At 65.3% G+C, this 22,930-nt stretch carries 16 protein-coding genes; 9 read left to right on the forward strand and 7 right to left on the reverse strand.

The genetic code is table 11. The annotated features are described in order from the left end of the window. The first annotated feature begins 143 nt into the window (after nucleotides 1-143). Genes ABIC76_RS01745 through ABIC76_RS01755 form a run of 3 tightly spaced genes read left to right on the forward strand, consistent with a single transcriptional unit; the run spans nucleotide 144 to nucleotide 3,219 of the window. Nucleotides 144-1,463: an MFS transporter gene (locus tag ABIC76_RS01745; RefSeq protein ID WP_354532759.1), complete on the forward strand. Its 1,320-nt coding sequence runs from the start codon at nucleotides 144-146 to the stop codon at nucleotides 1,461-1,463. Between the two features lie 23 nt (nucleotides 1,464-1,486). Further along, nucleotides 1,487-2,287, forward strand: a complete 801-nt coding sequence (locus tag ABIC76_RS01750) for a class II aldolase/adducin family protein (protein ID WP_102066222.1) — start codon at nucleotides 1,487-1,489, stop codon at nucleotides 2,285-2,287. 5 nt (nucleotides 2,288-2,292) lie between these two features. Next, a complete protein-coding gene (locus tag ABIC76_RS01755) occupies nucleotides 2,293-3,219 on the forward strand; it encodes a 2-hydroxyacid dehydrogenase (RefSeq protein WP_354532760.1) in 927 nt (308 codons plus the stop codon). Here the strand turns inward: ABIC76_RS01755 and ABIC76_RS01760 are convergent. After that, nucleotides 3,213-4,184 carry a LysR family transcriptional regulator gene (locus ABIC76_RS01760; protein ID WP_027679129.1) on the reverse strand — a complete coding sequence of 324 codons (972 nt, stop codon included), beginning with the start codon at nucleotides 4,182-4,184 and terminating at the stop codon, nucleotides 3,213-3,215. The two genes, ABIC76_RS01755 and ABIC76_RS01760, sit on opposite strands and share 7 nt — an antisense overlap. A 109-nt stretch (nucleotides 4,185-4,293) precedes the next feature. Between ABIC76_RS01760 and ABIC76_RS01765 the strand changes: the two genes are divergently transcribed. Continuing rightward, nucleotides 4,294-5,988 (forward strand): phospholipid carrier-dependent glycosyltransferase, encoded by a 1,695-nt coding sequence (locus ABIC76_RS01765; protein ID WP_354532761.1) that lies wholly within the window; start codon nucleotides 4,294-4,296, stop codon nucleotides 5,986-5,988. Nucleotides 5,989-6,072: 84 nt separating this feature from the next. Here the strand turns inward: ABIC76_RS01765 and ABIC76_RS01770 are convergent, their stop codons facing one another. The 3 genes from ABIC76_RS01770 to ABIC76_RS01780 form a co-directional block, all read right to left on the reverse strand. Further along, complete coding sequence (locus ABIC76_RS01770; protein ID WP_354532762.1) at nucleotides 6,073-6,525, reverse strand: putative hemolysin; 453 nt, start codon at nucleotides 6,523-6,525, stop codon at nucleotides 6,073-6,075. 122 nt (nucleotides 6,526-6,647) lie between these two features. Continuing rightward, nucleotides 6,648-7,943 carry an ATP-binding protein gene (locus ABIC76_RS01775; RefSeq protein WP_354532763.1) on the reverse strand — a complete coding sequence of 432 codons (1,296 nt, stop codon included), beginning with the start codon at nucleotides 7,941-7,943 and terminating at the stop codon, nucleotides 6,648-6,650. After that, entirely contained in the window at nucleotides 7,930-8,658 is a 729-nt protein-coding gene (locus ABIC76_RS01780; RefSeq protein WP_102066217.1) for a response regulator, read from the reverse strand. Before ABIC76_RS01780 ends, ABIC76_RS01775 begins: the two co-directional genes overlap by 14 nt. 253 nt (nucleotides 8,659-8,911) lie before the next feature. Here ABIC76_RS01780 and ABIC76_RS01785 point away from each other — a divergent pair, with 253 nt between their 5' ends. From ABIC76_RS01785 to ABIC76_RS01805, 5 genes are all read left to right on the forward strand, one after another. After that, nucleotides 8,912-10,300 (forward strand): MdtA/MuxA family multidrug efflux RND transporter periplasmic adaptor subunit, encoded by a 1,389-nt coding sequence (locus ABIC76_RS01785; protein ID WP_102066216.1) that lies wholly within the window; start codon nucleotides 8,912-8,914, stop codon nucleotides 10,298-10,300. Between the two features lie 57 nt (nucleotides 10,301-10,357). Then, complete coding sequence (locus ABIC76_RS01790) at nucleotides 10,358-13,492, forward strand: MdtB/MuxB family multidrug efflux RND transporter permease subunit (protein WP_102066215.1); 3,135 nt, start codon at nucleotides 10,358-10,360, stop codon at nucleotides 13,490-13,492. Then, nucleotides 13,489-16,590, forward strand: coding sequence for a multidrug efflux RND transporter permease subunit (locus ABIC76_RS01795; protein WP_354532764.1), 3,102 nt, complete (start codon nucleotides 13,489-13,491; stop codon nucleotides 16,588-16,590). Before ABIC76_RS01790 ends, ABIC76_RS01795 begins: the two co-directional genes overlap by 4 nt. 2 nt (nucleotides 16,591-16,592) lie before the next feature. Then, nucleotides 16,593-18,098 carry an efflux transporter outer membrane subunit gene (locus ABIC76_RS01800; RefSeq protein ID WP_354532765.1) on the forward strand — a complete coding sequence of 502 codons (1,506 nt, stop codon included), beginning with the start codon at nucleotides 16,593-16,595 and terminating at the stop codon, nucleotides 18,096-18,098. Between the two features lie 301 nt (nucleotides 18,099-18,399). Further along, nucleotides 18,400-18,963 carry an acyloxyacyl hydrolase gene (locus ABIC76_RS01805; RefSeq protein WP_027679138.1) on the forward strand — a complete coding sequence of 188 codons (564 nt, stop codon included), beginning with the start codon at nucleotides 18,400-18,402 and terminating at the stop codon, nucleotides 18,961-18,963. A gap of 229 nt (nucleotides 18,964-19,192) precedes the next feature. On the opposite strand, the gene eutC is transcribed toward ABIC76_RS01805, so the two are convergent. From eutC to ABIC76_RS01820, 3 genes are read right to left on the reverse strand one after another with little or no spacing between them, the layout of a single operon-like run. Beyond that, complete coding sequence (gene eutC, locus ABIC76_RS01810; protein WP_354532766.1) at nucleotides 19,193-20,062, reverse strand: ethanolamine ammonia-lyase subunit EutC; 870 nt, start codon at nucleotides 20,060-20,062, stop codon at nucleotides 19,193-19,195. Between the two features lie 3 nt (nucleotides 20,063-20,065). Next, nucleotides 20,066-21,472, reverse strand: a complete 1,407-nt coding sequence (locus ABIC76_RS01815) for an ethanolamine ammonia-lyase subunit EutB (protein ID WP_354532767.1) — start codon at nucleotides 21,470-21,472, stop codon at nucleotides 20,066-20,068. Nucleotides 21,473-21,530: 58 nt separating this feature from the next. Next, on the reverse strand, nucleotides 21,531-22,817 hold the full coding sequence (locus tag ABIC76_RS01820) for an HAD family hydrolase (protein ID WP_354533528.1): 1,287 nt from the start codon (nucleotides 22,815-22,817) through the stop codon (nucleotides 21,531-21,533). Nucleotides 22,818-22,930: the final 113 nt, after the last annotated feature.

Genomic DNA, 22,930 nt, shown 5'->3' on the forward strand with positions numbered 1-22,930 from the left:
AATGCGAATTTGCCGCCGCCCACGTCGATGCGCATAAATGGCGGCGTCGGCTGACGACCGACACCCCGCTTCCGCGACACAGACCGATGCCTGAACATCGGCGGCGCGCTGGCGGGGCCACGCCCAAAAGAGGAGGACGCCCCATGTCAACGCCGCAACCATCCACCGCGACGCACCAGCCCGTGCGCGCGGCCACCGCCGCCTTCATCGGCACCGCCGTCGAGTTCTACGACTACTACACCTACGCCACGGCCGCCGCGCTCGTGCTGGGCGAAGTGTTCTTTCCAAGCAGCAACCATTTCCTGAGCACGATGGCGTCGTTCGCCACGTTCTTTGTCGGCTTCATCGCACGGCCGTTGTCCGGCGCAGTGTTCGGGCATCTGGGCGACCGCATCGGCCGGAAAAAGATGCTGCTGGTGACGATGTTCCTGATGGGCATCGCCACGACCGGCATCGGCCTGCTTCCGGGCTACGCGACCATCGGCATCTGGGCGCCGATCCTGCTGGTGTTGCTGCGCGTGCTGCAGGGCATTGCGGTGGGCGGCGAATGGGGCGGCGCGGTGCTCATGGCAAGCGAGCATGCGCCGAAGGCCAAGCGCGTGTTTTTCGCGTCGTTCCCGCAGATGGGCAGCCCGGTCGGGTTGATCCTGTCGCTGCTGTCGTTCCGGCTGGTGTCGTCGCTCGATCATGAGAGCTTCATCACGTGGGGCTGGCGCCTGCCGTTCCTGGCCAGCTTCGTGTTGCTGCTTGTCGGTGTGGCGATCCGCATGGGCGTGAAGGAATCGCCCGAGTTCGAGCGCATGAAGCAGAACAACGAGGTGCTCAAGAACCCCGTGGGCGAAGTGTTGCGCACCGCGTGGCGCCCGATCGTGCTGGCGGCCATGGCCACCACCATCGGCTCCGCTGGGTTCTTCTTCACCAACACGTTCATGATTTCGTACGTAACGACGTACCTCGGCATGTCGAAGGCACTGATTCTCGACTGCCTGTTCGTCGTGACGATCCTGCAGCTGCTGTCGCAGCCGGTGTCGGCGCTGCTGGCGCAACGCTACGGAGACACGCGCTTCCTGACGTGGGCGGCGTCCATTTCGATGCTCACGCCGTATCCGATGTTCCTGCTGGTGAGCACGCAGAATCCGGTGGCGATGGTGGCAGGCATCACGCTGGCGGTGGTCACGCTGTCGGCCGTGTATGCCGTCATCGCAGGCTTCATGACGCCCGCCTTCCCGACGCGCGTGCGCTACTCGGGCATCTCGATCGCCTATCAGGTGTGCACCATGATCGCCGGCGGCACCACCCCGCTGATCGGCACGATGCTGGCCGAACGCTACAAGGGCGAATGGCTGCCGCTGGCGCTGTTCTTTACGGTGCTCTCCGCGATCTCGTTGATCGGCATCATCGGCCTGGGGCGGTATCGCGACGGCAAACAGCCTGAAGAAACCACGGCGCTCGCCACAAACTGATGTCTACCTCCCTCCGTATTCCCATGGAAGCCCAACCCGTTTCGCTGCACACGCGCCGCCCCGCGACCTTCTCTGAAACCGAATGGCAGGTTCGTACCGATCTGGCTGCGCTGTATCGGCTCGTCGATCATTTCCGCATGACGGACATGATCGACACGCACATCACCGCACGGCTGCCCGATGAAGACGGCCGCCCGACCTTCCTCATCAACCGCTACGGCGTGCTGTTCGGCGAGATGCGCGCATCGGATCTCGTCAAGATCGATCTGGAGGGCAACGTCATCGACGAACGCGCCGATGCGGACCGGGAGCACTACGCCGTCAATGCGGCCGGCTTCACGATCCACTCCGCCATCCATGCAGCGCGCAGCGATCTGCATTTCGTGGTCCATACGCATACGGCCGCGGGCATTGCGGTGTCGGCACAAGAGCATGGCTTGCTGCCGATCAGCCAGCATGCGCTGAAGTTCTACGGCAAGCTCGCGTATCACGACTACGAAGGCATCGCGCTGGACCTGGGCGAGCGCGAACGCCTCGTGCACGACTTCGGCCAGCACAAGGCGATGATCCTGCGCAACCATGGCCTGCTCGCCGGCGGCCACACGGCAGCAGATGCGTTTCACGAAATCTACTTTCTCGAGCGCGCCTGCCAGGCGCAGATTCAGGCACTGGCCGGCGGCACGCCGCTGCGCATGCCGCCCGAAGACGTGCGCCAGCGCACCGCCGCGCAGTTCAATCGGGAAGAGTCGCCCGTCATTGCGCGCCGCGCATGGCTCGCCGCGCTGCGGCTGATCGATACGTCCCGCTCCGATTACCGGAGCTGATGCGCATGACGACCCTCGCCCTCATCAGCCGCGACTACGACATGTCGCACCTGGTGCCGTCCATCCTGCGCGCCGCGCCCGAGTTCGACGTGCGCATGTACGGCGAGCCCGCCGCGCGGGACGCCGAGATCGCCGTCTGCTGGAACCCGCCCGAAGGCGCCATCGCCGCCATGCCGCGCGTGCGACTCGTGCACAGCATCGCCGCGGGTGTCGACAACATCCTCATCGACCCGACATTGCCGGCGGTGCCGCTCTGCCGCGTGGTCGACCCGCAGCACGCACGCGGCATGGCGGAATTCGTTACGTGGGGCGTGCTGCATTTCCACCGGCAGTTGGACCGCGTGCTGGCCAACCAGCGCAGCGCCACATGGTTCCGGCCCGAACAGCAGCCTCCGTCAGCCTGCACCGTGGGCGTGATGGGCCTGGGAGAAATCGGTTCGCATGTCGCCGGAGAACTGCATCGCCTCGGCTTCAGCGTGCGGGGCTGGGCGCGCCAGTCGCGTGATTTGCCCGGTATCGGCGTGTACTGCGGGCAAGCCGGCCTGCCGATGTTCCTGGACGGCACCGATATCCTGATCTGCCTCTTGCCGCTCACTGACGCCACCCGCGGCTTGCTGAACGCCGCCACATTCGGGCGGCTCAAGCCGGGTGCCAAGCTCATTCACGTCGGGCGCGGCGAGCATTTGGTCGCAGCGGATCTGCTCGACGCATTGCAAACCGGCCACCTCGGCGGCGCCATCGTCGATGTGTTTCCGAACGAGCCACTGCCCGCGAACGATCTGCTCTGGCGCGCACCCAACCTGATCGTCACGCCGCACATGGCGTCCGTCGCAAGCGCCGACACCATTGGCTTGCAGGTCGCACAAAACGTGCGGCGCCTGCTCAGGGGCGAGGCGCTCGCCAACGTGGTCGACGTCACGCGCGGTTATTGACCGCCCATCGTCCCCGACGCGGTCTCCGGATAGCGCGCATCGATAAAGCGATGCAGCGCTTCCAGAAACGCCGCTTCCGCCGCGCTGAACTTGCGGTCGGCCATCCATAGCAGGTGCATGTCGACGTCGGCCACGCCGGCTTCGGGCGGCAAGCGCTGCAGGCGGCCCTGTTCGACGTCGTCCTGCGCCACGTGCTCGGGCAGGCAACCGATGCCAAAGCCCGCCACGATCAGCCGCCGCACTTCCCACATGCTCGAAGACGAGCCGACCACGGGGCCGGTCAGGCCCATCTCGTCGCGAAAGAACGTGAGCATCGAGAGCGGATCGCCGATCTTGTCGCCCGTGAACGAGACAAACTTCTCGCCGGCCAAATCGGCGATCTGCACGTCGGCGCGACCGAACAGCGGGTGATATTGCCCGCAGAACAGGGCATAGCGCTGACGGAGGAACAACCGGTGTTCGATCTTCTTCGGCAGCGCACGCTTGGGCGATAGACCCAGCGTGGCCGTGCGCAATTCCAGGCTGCGCACCACGTCGGCGCTGCGCATCTCCTGGCATTCGAGTTCAATGCGCGGGTAATCGCGGTGGAAGCGGCCGAGAAACGCGTCGTACTCCGGAAAGTCCAGCCCGCTGACGATGGCCACGCGCACCATGCCGGCAATCTCGTGCCCGCCTTCGCCACTGGCTTGCGACAGGCGCGAAATGGTGCCGTAGACCTCCTCGGCAATCAGCCGGACCTCCTCGCCCGCCCGCGTGACCTCAATGGGATTGGCCTGGCGGTCGATCAATTGCAGGCCGAGCTGATCTTCAAGCCGCTTGAGCGCCTGGCTTACCGCCGGCTGCGTCAGGTGAAGGCGCGTGGCGGCACGGCTGATGCTGCGTTCCCGCGCGATGGCAAGGAACGTGCGCAGCAAATTCCAGTCGAGACGGTCGTTGAGGTAGGTGTCGAGCTTGGCCTTGCTCATGCGCAGTACCGGGAAGGATCATAGACATTTGGCCAGGCTAACCATCCGCTAATCCGGCATCGACTAGAATCCTACCCTTTCCGACCGTGCCCGCGAAGTTCATCCCAGCATGGAATCCCGCCTTGTTTCTTCCCGCCGCTCGCCGTGGATGGCGTTGATCGTTGTCGCGCTCATCGGCGTGTTCCTCGCGCTGTGGACGGACGACCTCTTCCAGCGCTCCACCCTGTTCCGGCCCGATGAAGGCCGCTATGCGGAAATCCCCCGCGAGATGGTGGCCTCCGGCGACTGGGTGACACCGCGTCTGAACGATCTCAAATATTTCGAAAAGCCGCCCCTGCAGTACTGGACGACCGCCGCCACGTTCGAGGCATTCGGCGTCAACGCCTGGGGTGCACGCCTGTGGCCGGTGCTGTTCGGTCTGGGCGGGATCCTGATGACGGCATGGACGCTGGCCGTCTATCGCGGTGGGCGCACGGCGGCGACGGGCGCGGCGATTTTGGCCTCGTCGCTGCTGTATCTGCTGTTCGGCCAGGTCATCACGCTCGACATGGGCGTGGGCTTTTTCCTGACCGTCGGTGCGTGCGGCTTTGCACTGGCGCAGCGGTCGGGCGCATCGCGTGGCGGACGGCTCGCCTGGATGCTGGTGGTCTGGCTGGCGCTGGCCGGCGCGACGCTTACCAAGGGGTTGATCGGGCTGGTCGTCCCGGGCTTGATCGGCGTGGCCTACCTGCTGATGACACGCGACTGGGCGCTGATCCGCCGCATGCATTGGCTGCCGGGCCTGGCGCTGTACCTGATCGCCACGGTGCCGTGGTTCGTGATCGTGCAGCAGCGCAACCCCGAGTTCTTCAACTTCTTCTTCATCCACGAACATTTCCAGCGCTTCCTCACCAACGAGCACCATCGCAGCGGCAAGTGGTGGTACTTCATCGCGGTGGGCGCGGCCGGGTTGCTGCCGTGGACGCCGCTGCTGTTTGCGGCCATCGGCCGGCGCCTGGGCCGCGTGGCTGATCTCTTTGTCGGCACGCGGCAGTTTGACCTGATGCGCTGGTCGATTGCCTGGGCGGGGATGATCTTTCTGTTCTTCTCGGCCTCCAGTTCGAAGCTGCCCGGCTACATCGTGCCCGCCTTCCCCGCGCTGGCCATTGTGCTGGCGCTGGCGCTGGAAAAAATGCCGACGCGCGCCGTTGCGTGGTCGCTCGGCATCAATCTGCTGATCGCCATTGGGCTGTGGTTTGCCGTGCCGACGATCGGCGCCAAGGCCGGCGCGAAGATGCCCGCCGAACAGGTGGCGCTGGCCATGCCGGCACTGCGCGAAGTGATGGCCATGCTGGCTGTCGGCACGTTGGCCGCGCTCGCAGCCTTGCGCTGGCAGCGGCGCACCGTCGCCGTGATCGTGCTGTCGATCTCCGCCCTGCTCTGCTGGGACCGCGTGCTCAACGCCAGCGAGATCTTCCGCGATGCATTGTCTGCCCGCGATCTCATCGAAAAGACGCTGAATGCGACGGGCCCGATTCCTCCCGAAACGCCCTTTTACTCGGTCGAGTGGCTGGACCAGACGGCCATCTATTACCTCGGGCGGCCGATGACACTGGTGTCAGGCTTTGACGAACTCGAAATGGGCGCCGGGCTTGAACCGAGCAAGGTCGTCGCCACCACCGACGAATGGATCCGGCGCTGGACCGACGGGCCGCCGGCCTACGCCTTCATGCGCCGCACGACATGGCAGAACCTGCAAGCCGCCGGTGTGCCGATGCGGCTGGTGGCGGAATCCGCCGACAAGGTGGTGGTGGCGCGGCGGTAAGCGTCGCCAAACCGGTCGCATCTTCCAAAACAAAAGGGCCGCAACTTCTGCGGCCCTTTCTTTGCCTGCAGAGACTGCCGGCGCTTACCACGTGCAACTGCCGCGCAGGAACGCCCATTCCTCGCATTCATCCCCGCCGGGGCTCACGCAGGTGCCCACCTCGGCGCCATTCGCCCGCGTGGAAAATTCAAGCTGACCGCCGCGCTGCAGACAATACGTGGATGCCGGATTCGCCATGCCGGGCGTTGCGCGCGGCGGTTCGGTGTCAGCAGCAGGCGGTGCGGTGTAGGTCGGCGGCGGCGTCGGCACCGGCTGCATGGCAGGTGAAGGCGGCAGCGTCGTGGTAGGTGGGGGTGCTGGTGCAGGTGCGGGGGCCGGCGGGGGCGGCGGCGCGGGTTGGATGATGGTGCGCGGCGGCTCCCACGGAGGCATCGGCGACGAGCAACCCGCCAGACCCATCGCCAGCACACATGCGGCAACGGCAGCGGTCATGCGGGCCTGGCCAGCATCCTTGACGAGACAGACAGCGCGATTCATGCGTTTCCTCCCGGAGTTCTGGTGAGCGCACGCAACAAGCGTGCTTGCCTCGCCTAGGATAGCTTACGCAACCGCGTGCCCATATGTCAGTCGGGCGATTGGAGGAATGGACGATCGGGCGATCAAGCCGCCGCAGTCGACGCCGGAAACCGCATGGTGATGCGAAAACCGGGCGCGGACGCATCCGCCGCTGTCGGTCCGACCACGAGGTCGCCGCCAAGATGACGCACCAGCCGATCGACGATCGCCAGGCCCAGCCCGCAGTGCGCGTTGCCGCCCCGTGCCGGGTCCAGGCGCACAAAGGGCCGCATGACGCGGTCAAAGTCGGCCGCGGGGATGCCGGCGCCGTGATCTTCCACCGTCAGCGTGTAGCCGGCATCGTCCACGGCGGTGCGCACGTTGACGGGCTCCGCGCCATACGCGAACGCGTTGTCGAGCAGATTGACGACGATGCGCTCCAGATGCGTCGGCTTGAGGCGGAAGCGGTCCCCCGCATGCAGATCGAGCGCGACGTGCTTGCCCTGCTCGGCAAACGGCTGCACCAGACCGCGCAGATGGCGGTCGACCGACACCTCGCGCGCCTCGCTGTCGCCGCTTTGGGCATAGGCAAGAAACTGCTCGACGATGGCGGACATGGACTCGACATCGCGTTCGATACCGGCGCCGGCTTTCTGGTCGGCCAGCATTTCGGCGCGCAGGCGCAGGCGTGACAGCGGCGTCTTCAGGTCATGCGCAATGCCGGCAAGCATGGTGTTGCGCTCTTCGTCGGCGGCTGACAGGTCCGCCGCCATATGGTTGAACTGCTCGGTCAGCTGGCGAAGCTCGTAGGGGCCGCGCTCCTTGAGCGGGGGGACGTATCGACGGCGGGCCAGCGCACCGGCTGCATCGGCCAGCTCGCGCACGGGGCGCTGGATCTGCCACGCCGCGAAGAGCGAAAACGCAATCGCAATCGCCAGCACCACCATCACGCCGGGAACCACGGCCGAGATGGTGGGCGGCGCATGCACCCACACCAGCGGCATGGCGATCCACTTGTTGCGCTGCGGAAAGCGCACAAACACGCGCGGCGTGGGGCCCGCTTCGAGCCGCAACTGCGTGTCGGAAGGCAAGCGGCGCGCAAGCTGGCGCACCAGCTCCGCAGATTTATCGGACGCCGACGAAGCGTCGCCCGCCGGGGGCTCGGCGGTTTCGGTCACGAGGTCAGGCAGCTTCACGCGCAGATGACCATCCATGGCTGCCTGAAACGCCTGCAACTGGAACGCCATCTGGTCTACCGACGCCTGGAACTGCCGCTCGCGCCGCTCCGCACGCAGCACGCCCAGCCACGAAAAATGGCTGAGCACGAGCACCACCACGATCAGCACGGCCAACCGGCCGAACAGCGTGTCGAATCTGGGGCGGATCTTATTGAACGTCATTGACCTCTTCCCGCTCGTCCGGCACGAAGGTGTAGCCGCGGCCGCGTACTGTCTGGATATAGCGCGGGCGCTGGGCGTCTTCTTCCAGCACGCGACGCAGGCGCCAGATCTGTACGTCGATGCCGCGGTCGGACACGCCGCTGCCCGGGCCGTACATCAGCTCGACGATGTGCTCGCGCGTGAGCACCTGCATCGCATGCCCGATCAGCAGTTTCAGCAGCGCGAATTCGGTATCGCTGATGGACAGGGCGCGGTCGCCGCGAAACAGCGTGCGCATGCGGAAGTTGAGCTTGAACGGGCCGAAGCTGAAGCTGTCGCGGTCCTCCGGTGCGGAGGCCGGCACGGCCAGGCGGCGGCGCAGCACGGCGTTGATACGGGCCAGCAGCTCGCGGGGGGAAAACGGCTTGCCGAGGTAGTCGTCGGCGCCGATTTCCAGGCCGATGATGCGGTCGATCTCGTCGCTGCGGGCAGTGAGCAGGATGACGGGCACGTCGTCATTGCGGGCGCGCAGGTCTCGCAGGGCGGACAGCCCGTCCACCTTGGGCATCATCAGGTCGAGGACGACCAGCGCGGGGCGCTCGCGCTCAAGCCGGGCTGCAAGCCCATCGCCGTCGTGCAGCACGGAAACGGCAAAGCCCTGCTGGGTCAGGTATTCGCGCAGGAGGTCGCGCAGTTCGACGTCGTCATCGACGACCAGGATCTTGGTGCCGCTCATCTGTCTGGTGGAGTGTCTGGTACACGCAGGAAGGTGTGCTCATGATAGCGACTGTGGCCGTCACGAATCCGGCGCACTTTCACCATATTGTTTCTCCCGGTAACACCGCAACGGGTTTGTAATCTGACGTAATAGAACCCGCTGCGCGACTAATTCAGCGCAAAGACGTTGCCTTTAAGCTGCGGTCTGACTGGCACGGGCGCCCGCTATCATGTGCGCTCGTCCCCATATTGCTAAGAACAGGAACGCCAACATGTCCGATCCCAAGGACCAGAAGCCCGGCCAGTTTGACGACGCCGGTCGCCGTACACACGACGGGAAAGAGACGCCCCACGAGGTGTCTCCGACGCTGCTGCCGCCCCCGCGCGAGGGTGGCAAGCGCCGCCGCTGGGGCATCTGGGTGGTGATCATTCTCCTGGTGCTGATCGGTTATGCGGTCTATCACGCCAAGTACCGCAACGCGGGCGGGCCCGGTAGCCGGGGCGGCGCTGGCGGACGCGGTGCCGCCATGGCCAACAAGCCGATGCCGGTCATGGTCGGCACGGCCGTCAAGGGCGACATCAACGTGGTGCTGTCGGCGCTGGGCAATGTCACGCCTGTCAACAACGTGACGGTCAAAACACGCGTGGACGGCCAACTCGTGCGCCTGGCGTTTACCGAGGGACAGACCGTCAAGGCCGGCGACCTGCTGGCCGAGGTCGACCCGCGCACCTATCAGGCGCAGCTCGCCCAGGCCGAGGGCCAGCTTGCGCGCGATCAGGCGCTGCTGCAGAACGCGAAGCTCGACCTGCAGCGCTATCAGACGCTGCTTTCGCAGGATTCGATCTCCAAGCAGCAGGTGGATACGCAGGCCGCGCTCGTGCGCCAATACGACGGCACGGTCAAGCTGGACCAGGGCAACGTCGACAACGCGCGCGTGCAGCTCTCCTACACGCGCATCACGGCGCCGGTGGCTGGCCGGGTTGGCCTGCGCCAGGTCGATCCGGGCAACATCGTGCATGCGTCGGATACCAACGGCATCGTCGTCATCACGCAGATCGACCCGATCACGGTCATCTATTCGATTCCCGAAGACAGCCTGCCCAAGGTCATGCCGCGCCTGCAGTCCGGCGACAAGCTGCCGGTGGAGGCATGGGACCGCAGCCAGACCACGCAGCTCGCGCGCGGCGTGCTCATGACGGTGGACAACACCATCGACAACACCACCGGTACGGTCAAGCTGCGTGCGCAGTTCCCGAACCAGAACGCGATGCTGTTCCCCAATCAGTTCGTGAACGTGCGCATGCAGGTGGATACGCTGCGCGACGTGGTGATCGTGCCAGGCGCCGCCATCCAGCGCGGCACGCAGGGCACCTTCGTCTACGTGGTCGGCGACGACAACAAGGTGGCGCTGCGCGTGGTCAAGCTGGGCGTGACCGAAGGCGAGCGCGTGTCGGTGGCGCAAGGCCTGCAGCCCGGCGAACGCGTGGTGATCGATGGTGCCGACAAGCTGCGCGACGGTTCGCCGGTGGAGGTGATCCAGCCGGGTGCCGGCCCTGCCAGTGCCCCCGCAGCGGGCCAGGGTCACCAGGGCGGGCGACATCGCCGCGGCCAGGGTGGCGCTTCCACGCCGGCCGCGAGTGCCCCGGCCGCCAAACCGTAAGCCCTGAGTCGTGCATTGCGTGCACGCGCCTGACGAAGTCTTCTGTTCCGAGCTGGCATGAATCCCTCCCGAATCTTCATCCTCCGGCCCGTGGCGACCACGCTGTTGATGGTCGCCATCCTGCTCTCGGGCCTGGTGGCTTATCGGATGCTGCCGCTCTCTGCGCTGCCCGAAGTCGACTACCCGACCATCCAGGTCACGACGCTGTATCCGGGTGCCAGCCCCGACGTGATGACGTCGTCCATCACCGCGCCGCTCGAACGCCAGTTCGGGCAGATGCCGGGCCTCAAGCAGATGACGTCGTCCAGCTCGGGCGGCGCCTCGGTCATCACGCTGCAGTTCGATCTGTCGCTCTCGCTCGACATTGCCGAGCAGGAAGTGCAGGCGGCCATCAACGCGGCCGGCAACCTGCTGCCGAACGACCTGCCGATGCCGCCGATCTACAGCAAGGTGAATCCGGCCGACGCGCCGATCCTCACGCTGGCGATCACCTCCAACACGATGCCGCTGCCCAAGCTGGAAGACTTGGTCGACACGCGCATCGCGCAGAAGCTGTCGCAGTTGCCGGGCATCGGTCTGGTCAGCATCAGCGGCGGGCAGCGGCCGGCTGTGCGCATTCAGGCGAACACGTCGGCGCTGGCGGCGCTGGGGTTGTCGATTGACGACATCCGTACCGCCATCGGCACCGCCAACGTGAATGGCGCCAAGGGCAGCTTCGACGGCCCGGCGCGCGCCTCCACCATCGACGCGAACGACCAGCTCAAGTCGGCCGCCGAGTACGGCAAGATGATCGTCGCCTACAAGAACGGCGCGCCCATCCGCCTGACCGACGTGGCACAGATCGTTGACGGCGCCGAAAACAGCAAGCTGGCCGCGTGGTCCAACACCACACCCGCCATCATCCTGAACGTGCAGCGCCAGCCGGGCGCCAACGTGATCGAAGTGGTGAACCGCGCCAAGGCTCTGCTGCCGCAGCTCAAGGAGACGCTGCCCGGCAACGTGGAAGTGTCGCTGCTGACCGACCGCACCACGACCATCCGCGCCTCGGTATCGGATGTGCAGTTCGAGCTGATGCTCGCCGTGGCGCTCGTCGTGATGGTGATCTTCCTGTTCCTGCGCAACGTGCCGGCCACGGTCATTCCGGCGGTGGCGGTGCCGCTGTCGCTCGTCGGTACGTTTGGTGTGATGTACCTGGCAGGTTTTTCGATCAACAACCTCACGCTGATGGCGCTGACCATCGCCACGGGTTTCGTGGTGGACGATGCCATCGTCATGATCGAAAACATCGCCCGCTACATCGAAGACGGCGACCCGCCGATGGAAGCCGCGCTCAAGGGCTCCAAGCAGATCGGCTTCACCATCATCTCGCTCACCTTCTCGCTCATCGCGGTGCTGATTCCGCTGCTGTTCATGGGCGATGTAGTGGGGCGGCTGTTCCGCGAGTTTGCCATCACGCTGGCGGTATCGATCCTGATCTCGGCCGTGGTGTCGCTCACGCTCACGCCGATGATGTGCGCACGCCTGCTCAAGCACATTCCCGAAGCCGAGCAATCGCGCTTCTATCACGCGGCCGGCGCGTTTTTCGACAACGTCATCGCGCGATACGGCCGCATGCTGCAATGGGTGCTTGACCGGCAGAAGACGACGCTGCTGGTGGCCATCGGCACGCTGGTGCTGACGGGGCTGCTGTATGTGGTGGTACCCAAAGGCTTCTTCCCGGTGCAGGACACAGGCGTGATCCAGGGCATTTCGGATGCGTCGCAGTCGATCTCGTTCTCGGCCATGGCCGAGCGTCAGCAGAAGCTGGCCGAGGTGGTGCTCAAGGACCCGGCAGTGGAGAGCCTGTCGTCGTTCATCGGCGTGGATGGGGTGAACACCACGCTCAACAGCGGCCGCATGCTGATCAACCTCAAGCCGAAGGATGAGCGCGACGCCGACGCCACCGAGATCATCCAGCGCCTGCAACCCGAACTGGCCAAGGTGGCGGGTATCCAGCTGTACATGCAGCCGGTGCAGGATCTGACGATTGAAGACCGCGTCAGCCGCACGCAGTACCAGTTCACCGTGGAAGACCCGGACCCGAACAACCTCTCGAAGTGGGTGCCGAAACTCGTTGAACGCCTGCAGCAGACCCACGAGCTGCGCGATGTGGCGAGCGATCTGCAGGACAACGGCTTGCGCGCCTACGTGCAGGTCGATCGCGACAAGGCGGCGGTGTACGGCATCACGATGGCGGCTGTCGACAGCGCGTTGTACAGCGCCTATGGCCAACGCCTGGTGTCGACCATCTTCACGCAATCGAACCAGTACCGCGTGGTGCTCGAAACCGACCCGAAGATGCAACTGGGGCCGCAATCGCTGTATGACCTGCACGTGGCATCGAGCAGCGGCCAGCAGATTCCGTTGGGCGCGTTTGCCACGGTGGTGGAGCAGCCCGGCTCGCTCGTGGTGAACCATCAGGGCCAGTTCCCGGCCGCGACCATTTCGTTCAACCTGGCGCCGCGCGCATCGCTGGGCGCCGCGGTCGACACCATCAATGCGGTCGAAGAGGAAATCGGCTTGCCGGCCAGCATGCAGACGAGTTTCCAGGGCGCGGCGCTGGCGTTCCGCGCGTCGCTGTCGAACCAGCTGTGGCTGATCCTTGCGGCCATCATCACGATGTATATCGTGCTGGGCGTGCTGTACGAAAGCACGATTCACCCCGTGACGATCCTGTCGACGCTGCCGTCGGCCGGCGTGGGCGCCCTGCTGTCGTTGCTGGTGTCGGGCAAGGACATGGGCATCATTGCCATCATCGGGATCATCCTGCTGATCGGCATCGTCAAGAAGAACGCGATCATGATGATCGACTTCGCCTTGGAGGCCGAGCGCGAGCAAGGCATGGCCCCGCGCGATGCCATCTACCAGGCGTGTCTGCTGCGCTTCCGCCCGATTCTGATGACCACCATGGCCGCGCTGCTGGGCGCCCTGCCCCTCATGCTCGGCACCGGCGTGGGCTCCGAACTGCGCCAGCCGCTCGGCATCACGATGGTGGGCGGCCTGCTGGTCAGCCAGGTGCTGACGCTGTTCACCACGCCGGTCATCTATCTGGCCTTCGACAACCTTGGCGCACGCCTGCGTGACTGGCGCGCGCGCCGCGCCGCCCGACGCCATGGCGCGGCCGGCGCCAACCAATCTGGCGGACCGCGATGAACCTGTCCGCCACTTTCATCGCGCGGCCGGTTGCCACGGCGCTGCTGACCATCGGCGTGGCGCTGGCCGGTATCGCGGCGTTCCGCCTGCTGCCCGTGTCGCCGCTGCCGCAGGTGGACTTCCCGACCATCTCGGTCAGCGCATCGCTGCCGGGCGCCAGCCCAGAGACCATGGCGGCCACCGTGGCCACGCCGCTGGAACGTTCGCTCGGCCGCATTGCGGGCATTACCGAGATGACCTCGTCCAGCTCGCTCGGTTCGTCGCGCATCACGTTGCAGTTCGACCTGTCGCGCGACATCGACGGCGCGGCGCGCGACGTGCAGGCCGCCATCAATGCGTCGCGCAGCCTGCTGCCCTCCGGCCTGCCGAGCAACCCGACGTATCGCAAGGTGAACCCTGCCGACGCGCCGATCATGATCGTGGGGCTGACGTCCGACACCAAGTCGCGCGGCGAGCTGTACGACGCGGCCTCGACCATCCTTGCGCAGAAGCTGTCGCAGATCAACGGCGTGGGCCAGGTCACCATCGGCGGTGCATCGCTGCCGGCGGTGCGGGTCGAGCTGAACCCCATGGCGCTGAACAGGTACGGCATCTCGATGGAGACCGTGCGCACCGTCATCACCAGCACAAACGCGAACAAGCCCAAGGGCATGATGGAATCCGGCGACCGCGTCTGGACCATCTACGCCAACGACCAGGCCAAGAAGGCCGTCGAATACCAATCGCTCATCATCGCGTGGCGCAATGGCTCGCCGGTGCGGCTGGCCGACGTGGCCGAGGTGACTGACAGCGTGCAGGACATCCGCAACTACGGCTCGGCCAACGGCAAGCCTTCGGTGCTGCTCATCATCAGCCGGCAGCCGGGCGCCAACATCATCGACACGGTCGACCGCATCAACGACATCCTGCCGTACCTGCGCAACACCATTCCCGCGCAGATCAACCTCGATGTGATGATGGACCGCACCCCCACCATCCGCGCCTCGCTCAAGGATGTGGAGCGCACGCTGGTGCTGTCGATCGCGTTGGTGATCATGGTGGTGTTCCTGTTCTTGCGCAACGTGCGGGCGACGCTCATTCCGAGCGTGGCGGTGCCGGTCTCGCTCATCGGCACATTCGGGGTGATGTACCTGTGCGGCTACAGCCTCGACAACCTCTCGCTGATGGCGCTGACCGTGGCGACCGGCTTTGTCGTGGACGATGCCATCGTCGTGCTGGAAAACGTCTCGCGCCACATCGAAAACGGCATGCGGCCCATGCAGGCTGCGCTCAAGGGCGCGCGCGAGGTCGGTTTCACCGTGGTGTCGATGAGTTTTTCGCTGATTGCCGTCTTCATCCCGCTGCTGATGATGGGCGGTATCGTCGGCCGGCTGTTCCGTGAGTTTGCGGTGACGCTGTCGGTCGCCATCCTGGTGTCGCTGGTGGTATCGCTGACGACTACGCCGATGATGTGCGCACGCTTGCTCAAGCCCGCCGCCGAGGAAGAACACGGCTGGTTCCATCGCAAGACCGAAGGCTTCTTCACCTTCCTGCTCGACCTCTACCGCAACTCGCTGGCGTGGGCGCTGCGGCACAGCTGGCTCACGCTGCTGATCCTGTTGGCCACGGTGTGCCTGAACGTCTACCTGTACATCATCGTGCCGAAGGGGTTCTTCCCGCAGCAGGATACCGGCCGGGTGATCGGCTTCATCCAGGCGGACCAGTCGATCTCCTTCCAGGCGATGCGCACCAAGTTGACCGACTTCATCACCATCGTTCGGCAAGACCCGGCGGTGGAGAACGTGGTGGGCTTTACGGGGGGCAGCCAGCGCAATACCGGGCAGATGTTCATTCAGCTCAAGCCGCTGGCCGAGCGCAAGATGTCTGCCGACCAGATCATCAACCGATTGCGCGGCAAGCTTGCACGTGAGCCGGGCGCGAGCCTGTTCCTGCAATCGGTACAGGACATCCGGGTGGGCGGTCGGGCCAGCAACGCGCAGTACCAATACACGCTGCAGGCCGATGACCTGAACGAGCTGCGCGCGTGGGATCCGAAGATCAAGCAGGCGCTCACGCAGGTGAAGTCGCTGACCGACGTCAACACCGATACGCAGGACAAGGGCCTGCAGACATCGCTCGTCATCGACCGCGACAAGGCCAAATCGCTCGGCATCAACCCGAGCGACATCGACAACGCCCTGAACAACGCGTTCGGGCAGCGCCAGGTATCGACCATCTACAACCCGCTCAACCAATACCGCGTTGTGATGGAAGCCGCGCCGCAGTACTGGCAGAACCCCGACGGCCTGCGCGACATCTACATCATCACGTCGACAGGTGCGCAGGTACCCCTGTCGACCTTCTCGCATTACGAGCCCAGCAACACGGCGCTGGCCGTCAATCACCAGGGGCAGTTTGCGGCGAGCACGATCTCGTTCAACCTGGCGCCGGGGGCGTCGCTGTCGGGTGCCACGCAGGACATCCAGGATGCGATGAACCGCATCGGCGTGCCGTCCTCCGTGCACGGCAGTTTCCAGGGCACTGCCAAGGCGTTCCAGGATTCGCTCTCCAGCCAGCCGGTGCTGATCCTGTTTGCGCTCATCACCATCTACATCGTGCTGGGTGTGCTGTACGAGAGCTATGTGCACCCGATCACGATTCTGTCGACGCTGCCTTCGGCCGGTGTAGGGGCGCTGCTGGCCCTGATCATCACCGACACGGATTTTTCGATCATCGCGTTGATCGGCGTGATTCTGCTCATTGGTATCGTCAAGAAGAACGCGATCATGATGATCGACTTCGCGCTGGAGGCGGAGCGCAGCCAGGGCATGAGCCCCGCAGATGCGATCTTCCACGCCTGCGTGCTGCGCTTCCGGCCGATCCTGATGACGACGATGGCCGCGCTGCTGGGCGCCCTGCCCCTGGCGCTCGGCCACGGCGACGGCGCGGAGTTGCGCACGCCGCTGGGCATCTCCATCGTCGGCGGTCTGCTGGTCAGCCAGATCCTCACGCTCTACACCACGCCGGTGGTCTACCTGGCGCTCGACCGGCTGCGCCTGCGTCGCGCCGGCCGCAGCAAAGACGCACCGCTGCCCGCACTGGATTCGCAAGGAAGCTGAACATGACAAGAGGCACCCAAGCCCTTCGCACCTCGTTGCTCGCGCTGGCCGCGTGCGCACTCGTCTCTGCCTGCGCGGTCGGGCCTGACTACAAGCGGCCCGATGCCGAGGTGCCGCAGCAATACAAGGAAGCCGGCGACTGGAAAATCGCCGACCCGAGCGACGCCATCGCCCGCGGCAAGTGGTGGGAGATCTTCAACGACCCGCAGCTGAACGCGCTGGAGGAACAAGTCGCGGCCGCCAACCAGAACATCCTGGTGGCCGAGGCGCAGTACCGCCAGGCCCAGGCGCTGGTGCAATCGGCGCAGGCTTCGTTCTTCCCGACGCTCGGGGCGAGTGCGTCGGCCACGCGCAGCCGATCCGTGCGCACGTCGGTCAATCCGGACGGCAGCCTGTCGACTGGCAACCCGAGTCTGCTCAATTCGCAGAGCCTGTCGCTCAACGCCAGCTGGGAGCTGGACCTGTGGGGCCGCATCCGCCGGACGGTTGAGTCGAACAAGGCCAGCGCGCAAGCCAGTGCAGGCGATTTATCGTCCGCTTTGCTGTCGGCCCAAGCCACGCTTGCGCAGAACTATTTTCAATTGCGTGTCACGGATACCCAGAAGGCCGTCCTGCAGCGCACCGTTGCTGACTACGAACGCTTCCTGAAGCTCACGCAAAACCAGTACGCCGTGGGCGTGGCGCAGCGCTCGGATGTGCTGACCGCGCAGACGCAGCTCAAGCAGTCGCAAGCGCTGCTGCTGGATACGGAAGTCACTCGCGCACAGCTTGAGCACGCCATCGCGGTGCTGATCGGCAAACCGCCGGCGGAGTTCTCGCTGGCTCCGGCCACCTCTGCCAGCGTGGCCGACTTGCCGGCGCTGCCCGCCATTCCGCTGGAAGTGCCATCGGCTGTGCTGGAGCGGCGCCCCGACATTGCCGCCGCCGAGCGCCGCATGGCTGCCGCCAACGCGCAGATCGGCGTGGCCAAGGCCGCGTACTTCCCCACGCTCACGCTGGGGGCATCGGCCGGTTTGGCGGCCAACACGCTGTCGCGCCTGGCAACGCTGCCCAGCCGCGTCTGGTCGATCGGCCCGACGCTGGCGGCCACGCTGTTCGATGGCGGCGCACGTGCCGCTGCCGTCGACAAGGCCGGCGCTGCTTACGATGCGTCGGTCGCAACGTACCGCCAGACCGTGCTCGGCGCGTTCCAGGATGTCGAAGACAACCTTGCCGCGCTGCGCTGGCAAACCCAGGAATTCGCGGTGCAGGCCGACGCCGTCAAGGCCGCGCAGGAAGCCGCCCAGCTCAACCTGAACCGGTATCGCGCCGGCACGGTGAGCTTCCTGGAAGTCATCACGGCACAAGCCACGGCCTACAGTGCCGAGCGCACGCTGCTCACGCTGCAGGGCAAGCAGTATTCGGCAGCGGTGCTGCTGGTGAAGGCGCTAGGCGGCGGCTGGCACGGCGAAGTGCCGGTGGTCGGCCAGGCGGCGCTGCAGCCGGCTTCCGCCCCCGCCGCCGAATAACCCTTCTGGCATTGCTGGTGGCCGACGACATTTCGCCGCCGGCAATGTCCCCTTGTGCGTAAGCACGCACGCAGTCGGATAGTTCCCCCTATAATCGTCGGAATTTGTTCCGGACCGTCCCGATCATGTGGGCCGGCGGGTGCAGCAGCAGGCGCGCAAATTGCGTGGTCCGGTGCCTTGCAAGCCCGCCCCGGTGCGATCCCGACCGTCCGTTTGCCTGCCACCATGTCCGCCGCGCGCGTGGTTGCCGACGCAGTTGCCCCGATTCACGCGCGCCGTTCAATTGATTCTGCCCTCTCTGATGATCCGATCCGCGCTTCCCCGCTCCGCCAAGTTGCTGGCCACCGCCCTGGGCGCCGCCACGCTGTTCGCCGCCCTGCCTGCGCAGGCAGACCCTTCCGTGCGCGTCATCTACGGCCGTGACAACAGCCACGGCATCGAGAAGTACGGCGTCGATCTGGATTTCGATTCGGGCTTCCACTGGGGCAACCCGCAAGGCTGGTTCGTGAACCTGGATTGGGAAGTGGCGCTGGGCCAATGGCGTTCGACCAAGGGCACCAATCGCCAGAACCTGACCGAATTTGGCGTGACACCGCTGTTCCGCATCGAAAAGCGCGGCGGCTCCTGGGTGCCGTTCATTGAAGCTGGCATTGGCCCGCGCCTGCTCTCGCACACCCGCACGTCGGATGAGCACAACTTCAGCACGGCCTTCCAGTTCTCGGACATGATCGGCGTGGGCGTGGCCTTCGGCAGCAAGCAGCAATTCCAGATGGGCTATCGCTTCGAACACCTGTCGAACGCGTCGATCAAGCGCCCGAACCCGGGCACGGATCTGAACGAGCTGTACTTGCGGTACACGTTCTGATTCCCGCAAACGGCTTGGCGACGGCAACTGTTCAAAATCTGTTCAAAATTCGTTCAAAACGATCACCGTATGCTGACCTTGATCGGGGCAATCCCGCGCGGGTCGGCATACAGGTTTGCGGCCTCGTCGGACAGGTGGCCAAGCCACGCCTGACGCCGGCAGCCATTTCCCATACGGGGCAGCCGTAGCATCCACGACTGGGGTTGAACCACGGCGGGAGTCGCCGTGCTCAGTCGTTCCCGAGGAGAAAATTCCCGCGCAGATCGAGCTGCTCCCCGCTCTCGCTCTGCGTCTCATCCTTCAGCGCCACGCCCGATAAACCGCGGCGATGTGCCTCGGACATCAGGTAGTGCAGCTTGTAAGCGGCCTCCTCATAACGCAAGCCTTGCGGACGGACATTCGAGATGCAGTTGCGGCTGGCATCGGTCAGGCCGCGCGCAGGCATCCACGTCAGATACAGCCCCATGCTGTCAGGCGAACTCAGGCCCGGGCGCTCGCCGATCAGAATCACCACCAGCTTCGCACCCAGCAGCTCGCCCACTTCGTCTGCCACGGCCACGCGCCCCTGACGCACGATGACCGGCGGCGCGATCTTCCCGCCTTCCGGGGCGATGCGCCGGTGGAGCTCAGCGAGGAACGGCGCAGCGTTCTGCCCGACTGCCAATGACGACAGGCCGTCGGCGATGACGAAGGCGACGTCATAAGGACGTGCCTGTGCCGCAGCCGCGAATGGCGCGGCGAGCATCTGCGCACGCGATGCGTCGGATAGGCGCCGCCCAAGATCGGGCCGCTGCAGGTAGGTGAGCCGGTCAGGGGCGGCGCTGTGCACCTCCATCACCGCATCTGCCGCGCAAATGCCATGCTCCTGCAACTGCACCTTCAGCGCATCCACATCCAACGCAAGATGGACGGCGTCGCGCGCCTGTGCGTGCGCGAGCTGGAAGGCCAGTTGCGGCTGCGTGGGCAAGCTCACGCCAGCACGCCCCAAGGCGATGCGCGCGGCGGTAAAGCGGCGCAGCGCCTCCCATGGATTGTCGGTTACCGGTTTGGCGGCCGGGTCGGACTGGCCAGGCTTGCCGCGCTTTTCAATCTCGTCCATGACTCAGTGCAACCGCAGCAACGCGTCGCGAAAACCGGGCGGTGTGCTGGCATGCAGGCGGAACTGCCCCTCCCCCCCTACGGTGTTGAAGATCTGCATGTTGCGCAACCACGTCTCAAACTCGGGCGCCGGACGCGAGCCCAGCACACGGCGCGCGTACAGCGCATCGTGAAACGACGTGGTCTGGTAGTTGAGCATGATGTCGTCTGAGCCGGGGATGCCCATGACGAAGGTACAGCCGGCCACGCCCAGCAATGTCAGCAACACGTCCATGTCGTTCTGGTCGGCCTCTGCATGGTTGGTGTAGCAGACGTCGCAGCCCATGGGCAAGCCCAGCAGCTTGGCGCAGAAATGGTCTTCCAGCCCGGCGCGGACGATTTGCTTGCCGTCGTAGAGGTATTCGGGGCCGATAAAGCCAACCACGGTGTTCACCAGCAAGGGCTTGAACTGCCGCGCCACCGCGTAGGCGCGTGCCTCGCAGGTCTGCTGGTCCATGCCATGGTGGGCGTTGGCCGACAGTGCGCTGCCCTGGCCGGTTTCGAAATACATGACGTTGTCGCCGACGGTGCCGCGCTTGAGCGACAGTGTCGCCTCGCGCGCCTCGCCCAGAATGGCGAGGTCGATGCCGAAGCCGCGGTTGGCGGCCTCGGTGCCGGCGATGGACTGGAAGACCAGGTCCACCGGCGCGCCGCGCTCGATGGCGGCGATGGTATTGGTGACGTGGGTCAGCACGCACGACTGCGTGGGAATCTCGTAGCGGGCGATGACGTCGGCCATCATACCCACCAGCTTCATCACCTGCGGCACGTTGTCGGTGGCCGGATTGATGCCGATAACCGCATCGCCGTTGCCGTACAGCAGGCCATCGAGCATGCTGGCGGCGATGCCGCTGGCGTCGTCGGTCGGGTGGTTGGGCTGCAATCGCGTGGACAGCCGCCCCGGCAGACCGATGGTGTTCCGAAAGGCGGTGACCACGCGGCATTTCTTGCCCACCAGGATCAGGTCCTGGTTGCGCATGATCTTGGAGACAGCCGCCGCCATCTCCGGCGTGATGCCGGGCGCGATGGCGGCCAGCACAGCGCTATCGGTATCGTCGGCCAGTAGCCAGTTGCGAAAATCGCCGACCGTCAGGTGCGAGATGGGCGCGAAGGCGGCGCGGTCATGAGTGTCGATGATGAGGCGCGTGATCTCGTCGTCTTCATAGGGGACCAGCGGCTCCTCGATGAAGGTCTTCAGCGGCAACTCGGCCAGCGTCATCTGTGCCACCGCACGCTCTTCCGCGTTGACCGCGGCCACGCCAGCCAGCATGTCGCCCGAACGCGCGGGCGACGCTTTGGCCATTAGCTCCTTCAGGTCGCGGAAAGCGTAACTGGCGCTGCCAACGCGGTGCTTGAACCTGTGTCCCGACATGCTCGTTCTCCGTCGTCTTCAACGCGGTCCGGCAGGCTGGCCGCCGGACCGTGCACCCTCAGGTGGTCAGCAATTGCGGTGCCGTCTTGCCGTACTTGATGCTGGTTTCCACCGGCAACCAGTTACCGGTCGACTCCTGACGCCCCTGCAACAGGAAGCGCGGCTTGGACGAAGGAATCTGCTCAGCCGCCAGTTTGGACAGCTCGCCGATCTTGCCGCTCTTCATGCGATTGACGATCAAACCGTATTGCGTCTCGGGGAAGTCGCGCAGCATGTCGTAATCGCCATCGCTGTCGCCGGCCACGAACAGCGGGCCGTAGCCCTTCTTCACCACGAGTTCCTTCTTGATGGCGACGGATTTGCCCGGGCCCCAGGTCAGCGGCCAGTCCTTCAAGTAGGCGTTGCGGTAGACCCCGCCGTTACGCTCCAGGCGCAGGCCGATGATGTTCTCGCGCGGCACGTTGTAGCCATACTTGGGATGGGTGGCGAACACCGCCACCACATCTTCCAGTGACGCGGTGCAGACATAGACATCGATGCCGTTGCTGCGCAGCGTATCCATCATGCCACCGATCTCCGTGCACAGCCGGATGCCATGGAAATGTGTAACGCTGACCACCCCGGCCTTGCCCGGACGGTCAGCCGGGCTGGTGTACTTGACCTTGCTCAATGCTGCACCCAGTGCGGCATCGTTGGAGGCCTCGGCCAACGCGCTGACCTCAGCCTCACTCATGTTGGCGAAGAAGTAGATCACCCAGGGGTAGCCGACGCTCACCCCGTGGGTGTCGTTGACCGCCTCATACAGGTAGTAGAGCTTGGCGCGGAAGTCCTGGAACTCGGCCGTGGCGGTGATCTCCTCCAGCGGTTTGCTGCCGGCCATGCCCTTGTAGTTGGCGTGCAGGAAGGCGTAGTCGGCGTCCAGGTCGGCGCAGATCGAGTCGAGGTCGACCACGTTGCCCGCGGCGTTTTTGAAGTCCTTGCTGAACGGGCCCGGCGGCACGTTCTGGCGGATGATGGCGGCAAACTCGGGCGGCGTGAGCTTGAAGGCAAGCTTGTTGATCTGATACATCAACAGCGCTTCCTCGCAGTCGTTCATGATGCTGGTGTTGTCCCAGTCAAACACGGCGTAGGGGCGCTTGCTGGCCTTGTAGCCGGGTGCTGTGTTGCCGTGCGCGGCGATCATCTGCGCCACCATCTGGTGGTTGCGCGGTGCCCATTTGGCACGGTCCAGGCCGATGGCCGTCTCGGTGGTCGCCTTCTTTGCGGCGGCATGGCCCATGGCCGGTGCCAGCGCGCCGCCGGCTACGGCCGCCAGCAGTCCGCCCAGGAAGCCGCGGCGCGGCATCCCATCGGCACCGGCTTGCGGCATGTCGTGAATGTCTTGCACGGCAGGCATCTTGTCGCTGTTGTTCATGATGGTCGCTCTCGTCGAGTGGGTGGATTGCGTCAGTCTGGGAA

It is taken from the genome of Ralstonia sp. 1138, from assembly GCF_040544795.1.
In the GTDB taxonomy this organism is placed as follows: domain Bacteria; phylum Pseudomonadota; class Gammaproteobacteria; order Burkholderiales; family Burkholderiaceae; genus Ralstonia; species Ralstonia flatus.

Excerpts from the sequence above, each read along its gene's own strand:
- ABIC76_RS01745 (WP_354532759.1), top strand. The coding sequence starts at position 144 with ATGTCAACGCCGCAACCATCCACCGCGACGCACCAGCCCGTGCGCGCG.
- ABIC76_RS01750 (WP_102066222.1), top strand. The coding sequence starts at position 1,487 with ATGGAAGCCCAACCCGTTTCGCTGCACACGCGCCGCCCCGCGACCTTC.
- ABIC76_RS01755 (WP_354532760.1), top strand. The coding sequence starts at position 2,293 with ATGACGACCCTCGCCCTCATCAGCCGCGACTACGACATGTCGCACCTG.
- ABIC76_RS01760 (WP_027679129.1), bottom strand. The coding sequence starts at position 4,184 with ATGAGCAAGGCCAAGCTCGACACCTACCTCAACGACCGTCTCGACTGG.
- ABIC76_RS01765 (WP_354532761.1), top strand. The coding sequence starts at position 4,294 with ATGGAATCCCGCCTTGTTTCTTCCCGCCGCTCGCCGTGGATGGCGTTG.
- ABIC76_RS01770 (WP_354532762.1), bottom strand. The coding sequence starts at position 6,525 with ATGAATCGCGCTGTCTGTCTCGTCAAGGATGCTGGCCAGGCCCGCATG.
- ABIC76_RS01775 (WP_354532763.1), bottom strand. The coding sequence starts at position 7,943 with ATGACGTTCAATAAGATCCGCCCCAGATTCGACACGCTGTTCGGCCGG.
- ABIC76_RS01780 (WP_102066217.1), bottom strand. The coding sequence starts at position 8,658 with ATGAGCGGCACCAAGATCCTGGTCGTCGATGACGACGTCGAACTGCGC.
- ABIC76_RS01785 (WP_102066216.1), top strand. The coding sequence starts at position 8,912 with ATGTCCGATCCCAAGGACCAGAAGCCCGGCCAGTTTGACGACGCCGGT.
- ABIC76_RS01790 (WP_102066215.1), top strand. The coding sequence starts at position 10,358 with ATGAATCCCTCCCGAATCTTCATCCTCCGGCCCGTGGCGACCACGCTG.
- ABIC76_RS01795 (WP_354532764.1), top strand. The coding sequence starts at position 13,489 with ATGAACCTGTCCGCCACTTTCATCGCGCGGCCGGTTGCCACGGCGCTG.
- ABIC76_RS01800 (WP_354532765.1), top strand. The coding sequence starts at position 16,593 with ATGACAAGAGGCACCCAAGCCCTTCGCACCTCGTTGCTCGCGCTGGCC.
- ABIC76_RS01805 (WP_027679138.1), top strand. The coding sequence starts at position 18,400 with ATGATCCGATCCGCGCTTCCCCGCTCCGCCAAGTTGCTGGCCACCGCC.
- eutC (WP_354532766.1), bottom strand. The coding sequence starts at position 20,062 with ATGGACGAGATTGAAAAGCGCGGCAAGCCTGGCCAGTCCGACCCGGCC.
- ABIC76_RS01815 (WP_354532767.1), bottom strand. The coding sequence starts at position 21,472 with ATGTCGGGACACAGGTTCAAGCACCGCGTTGGCAGCGCCAGTTACGCT.
- ABIC76_RS01820 (WP_354533528.1), bottom strand. The coding sequence starts at position 22,817 with ATGCCGCGCCGCGGCTTCCTGGGCGGACTGCTGGCGGCCGTAGCCGGC.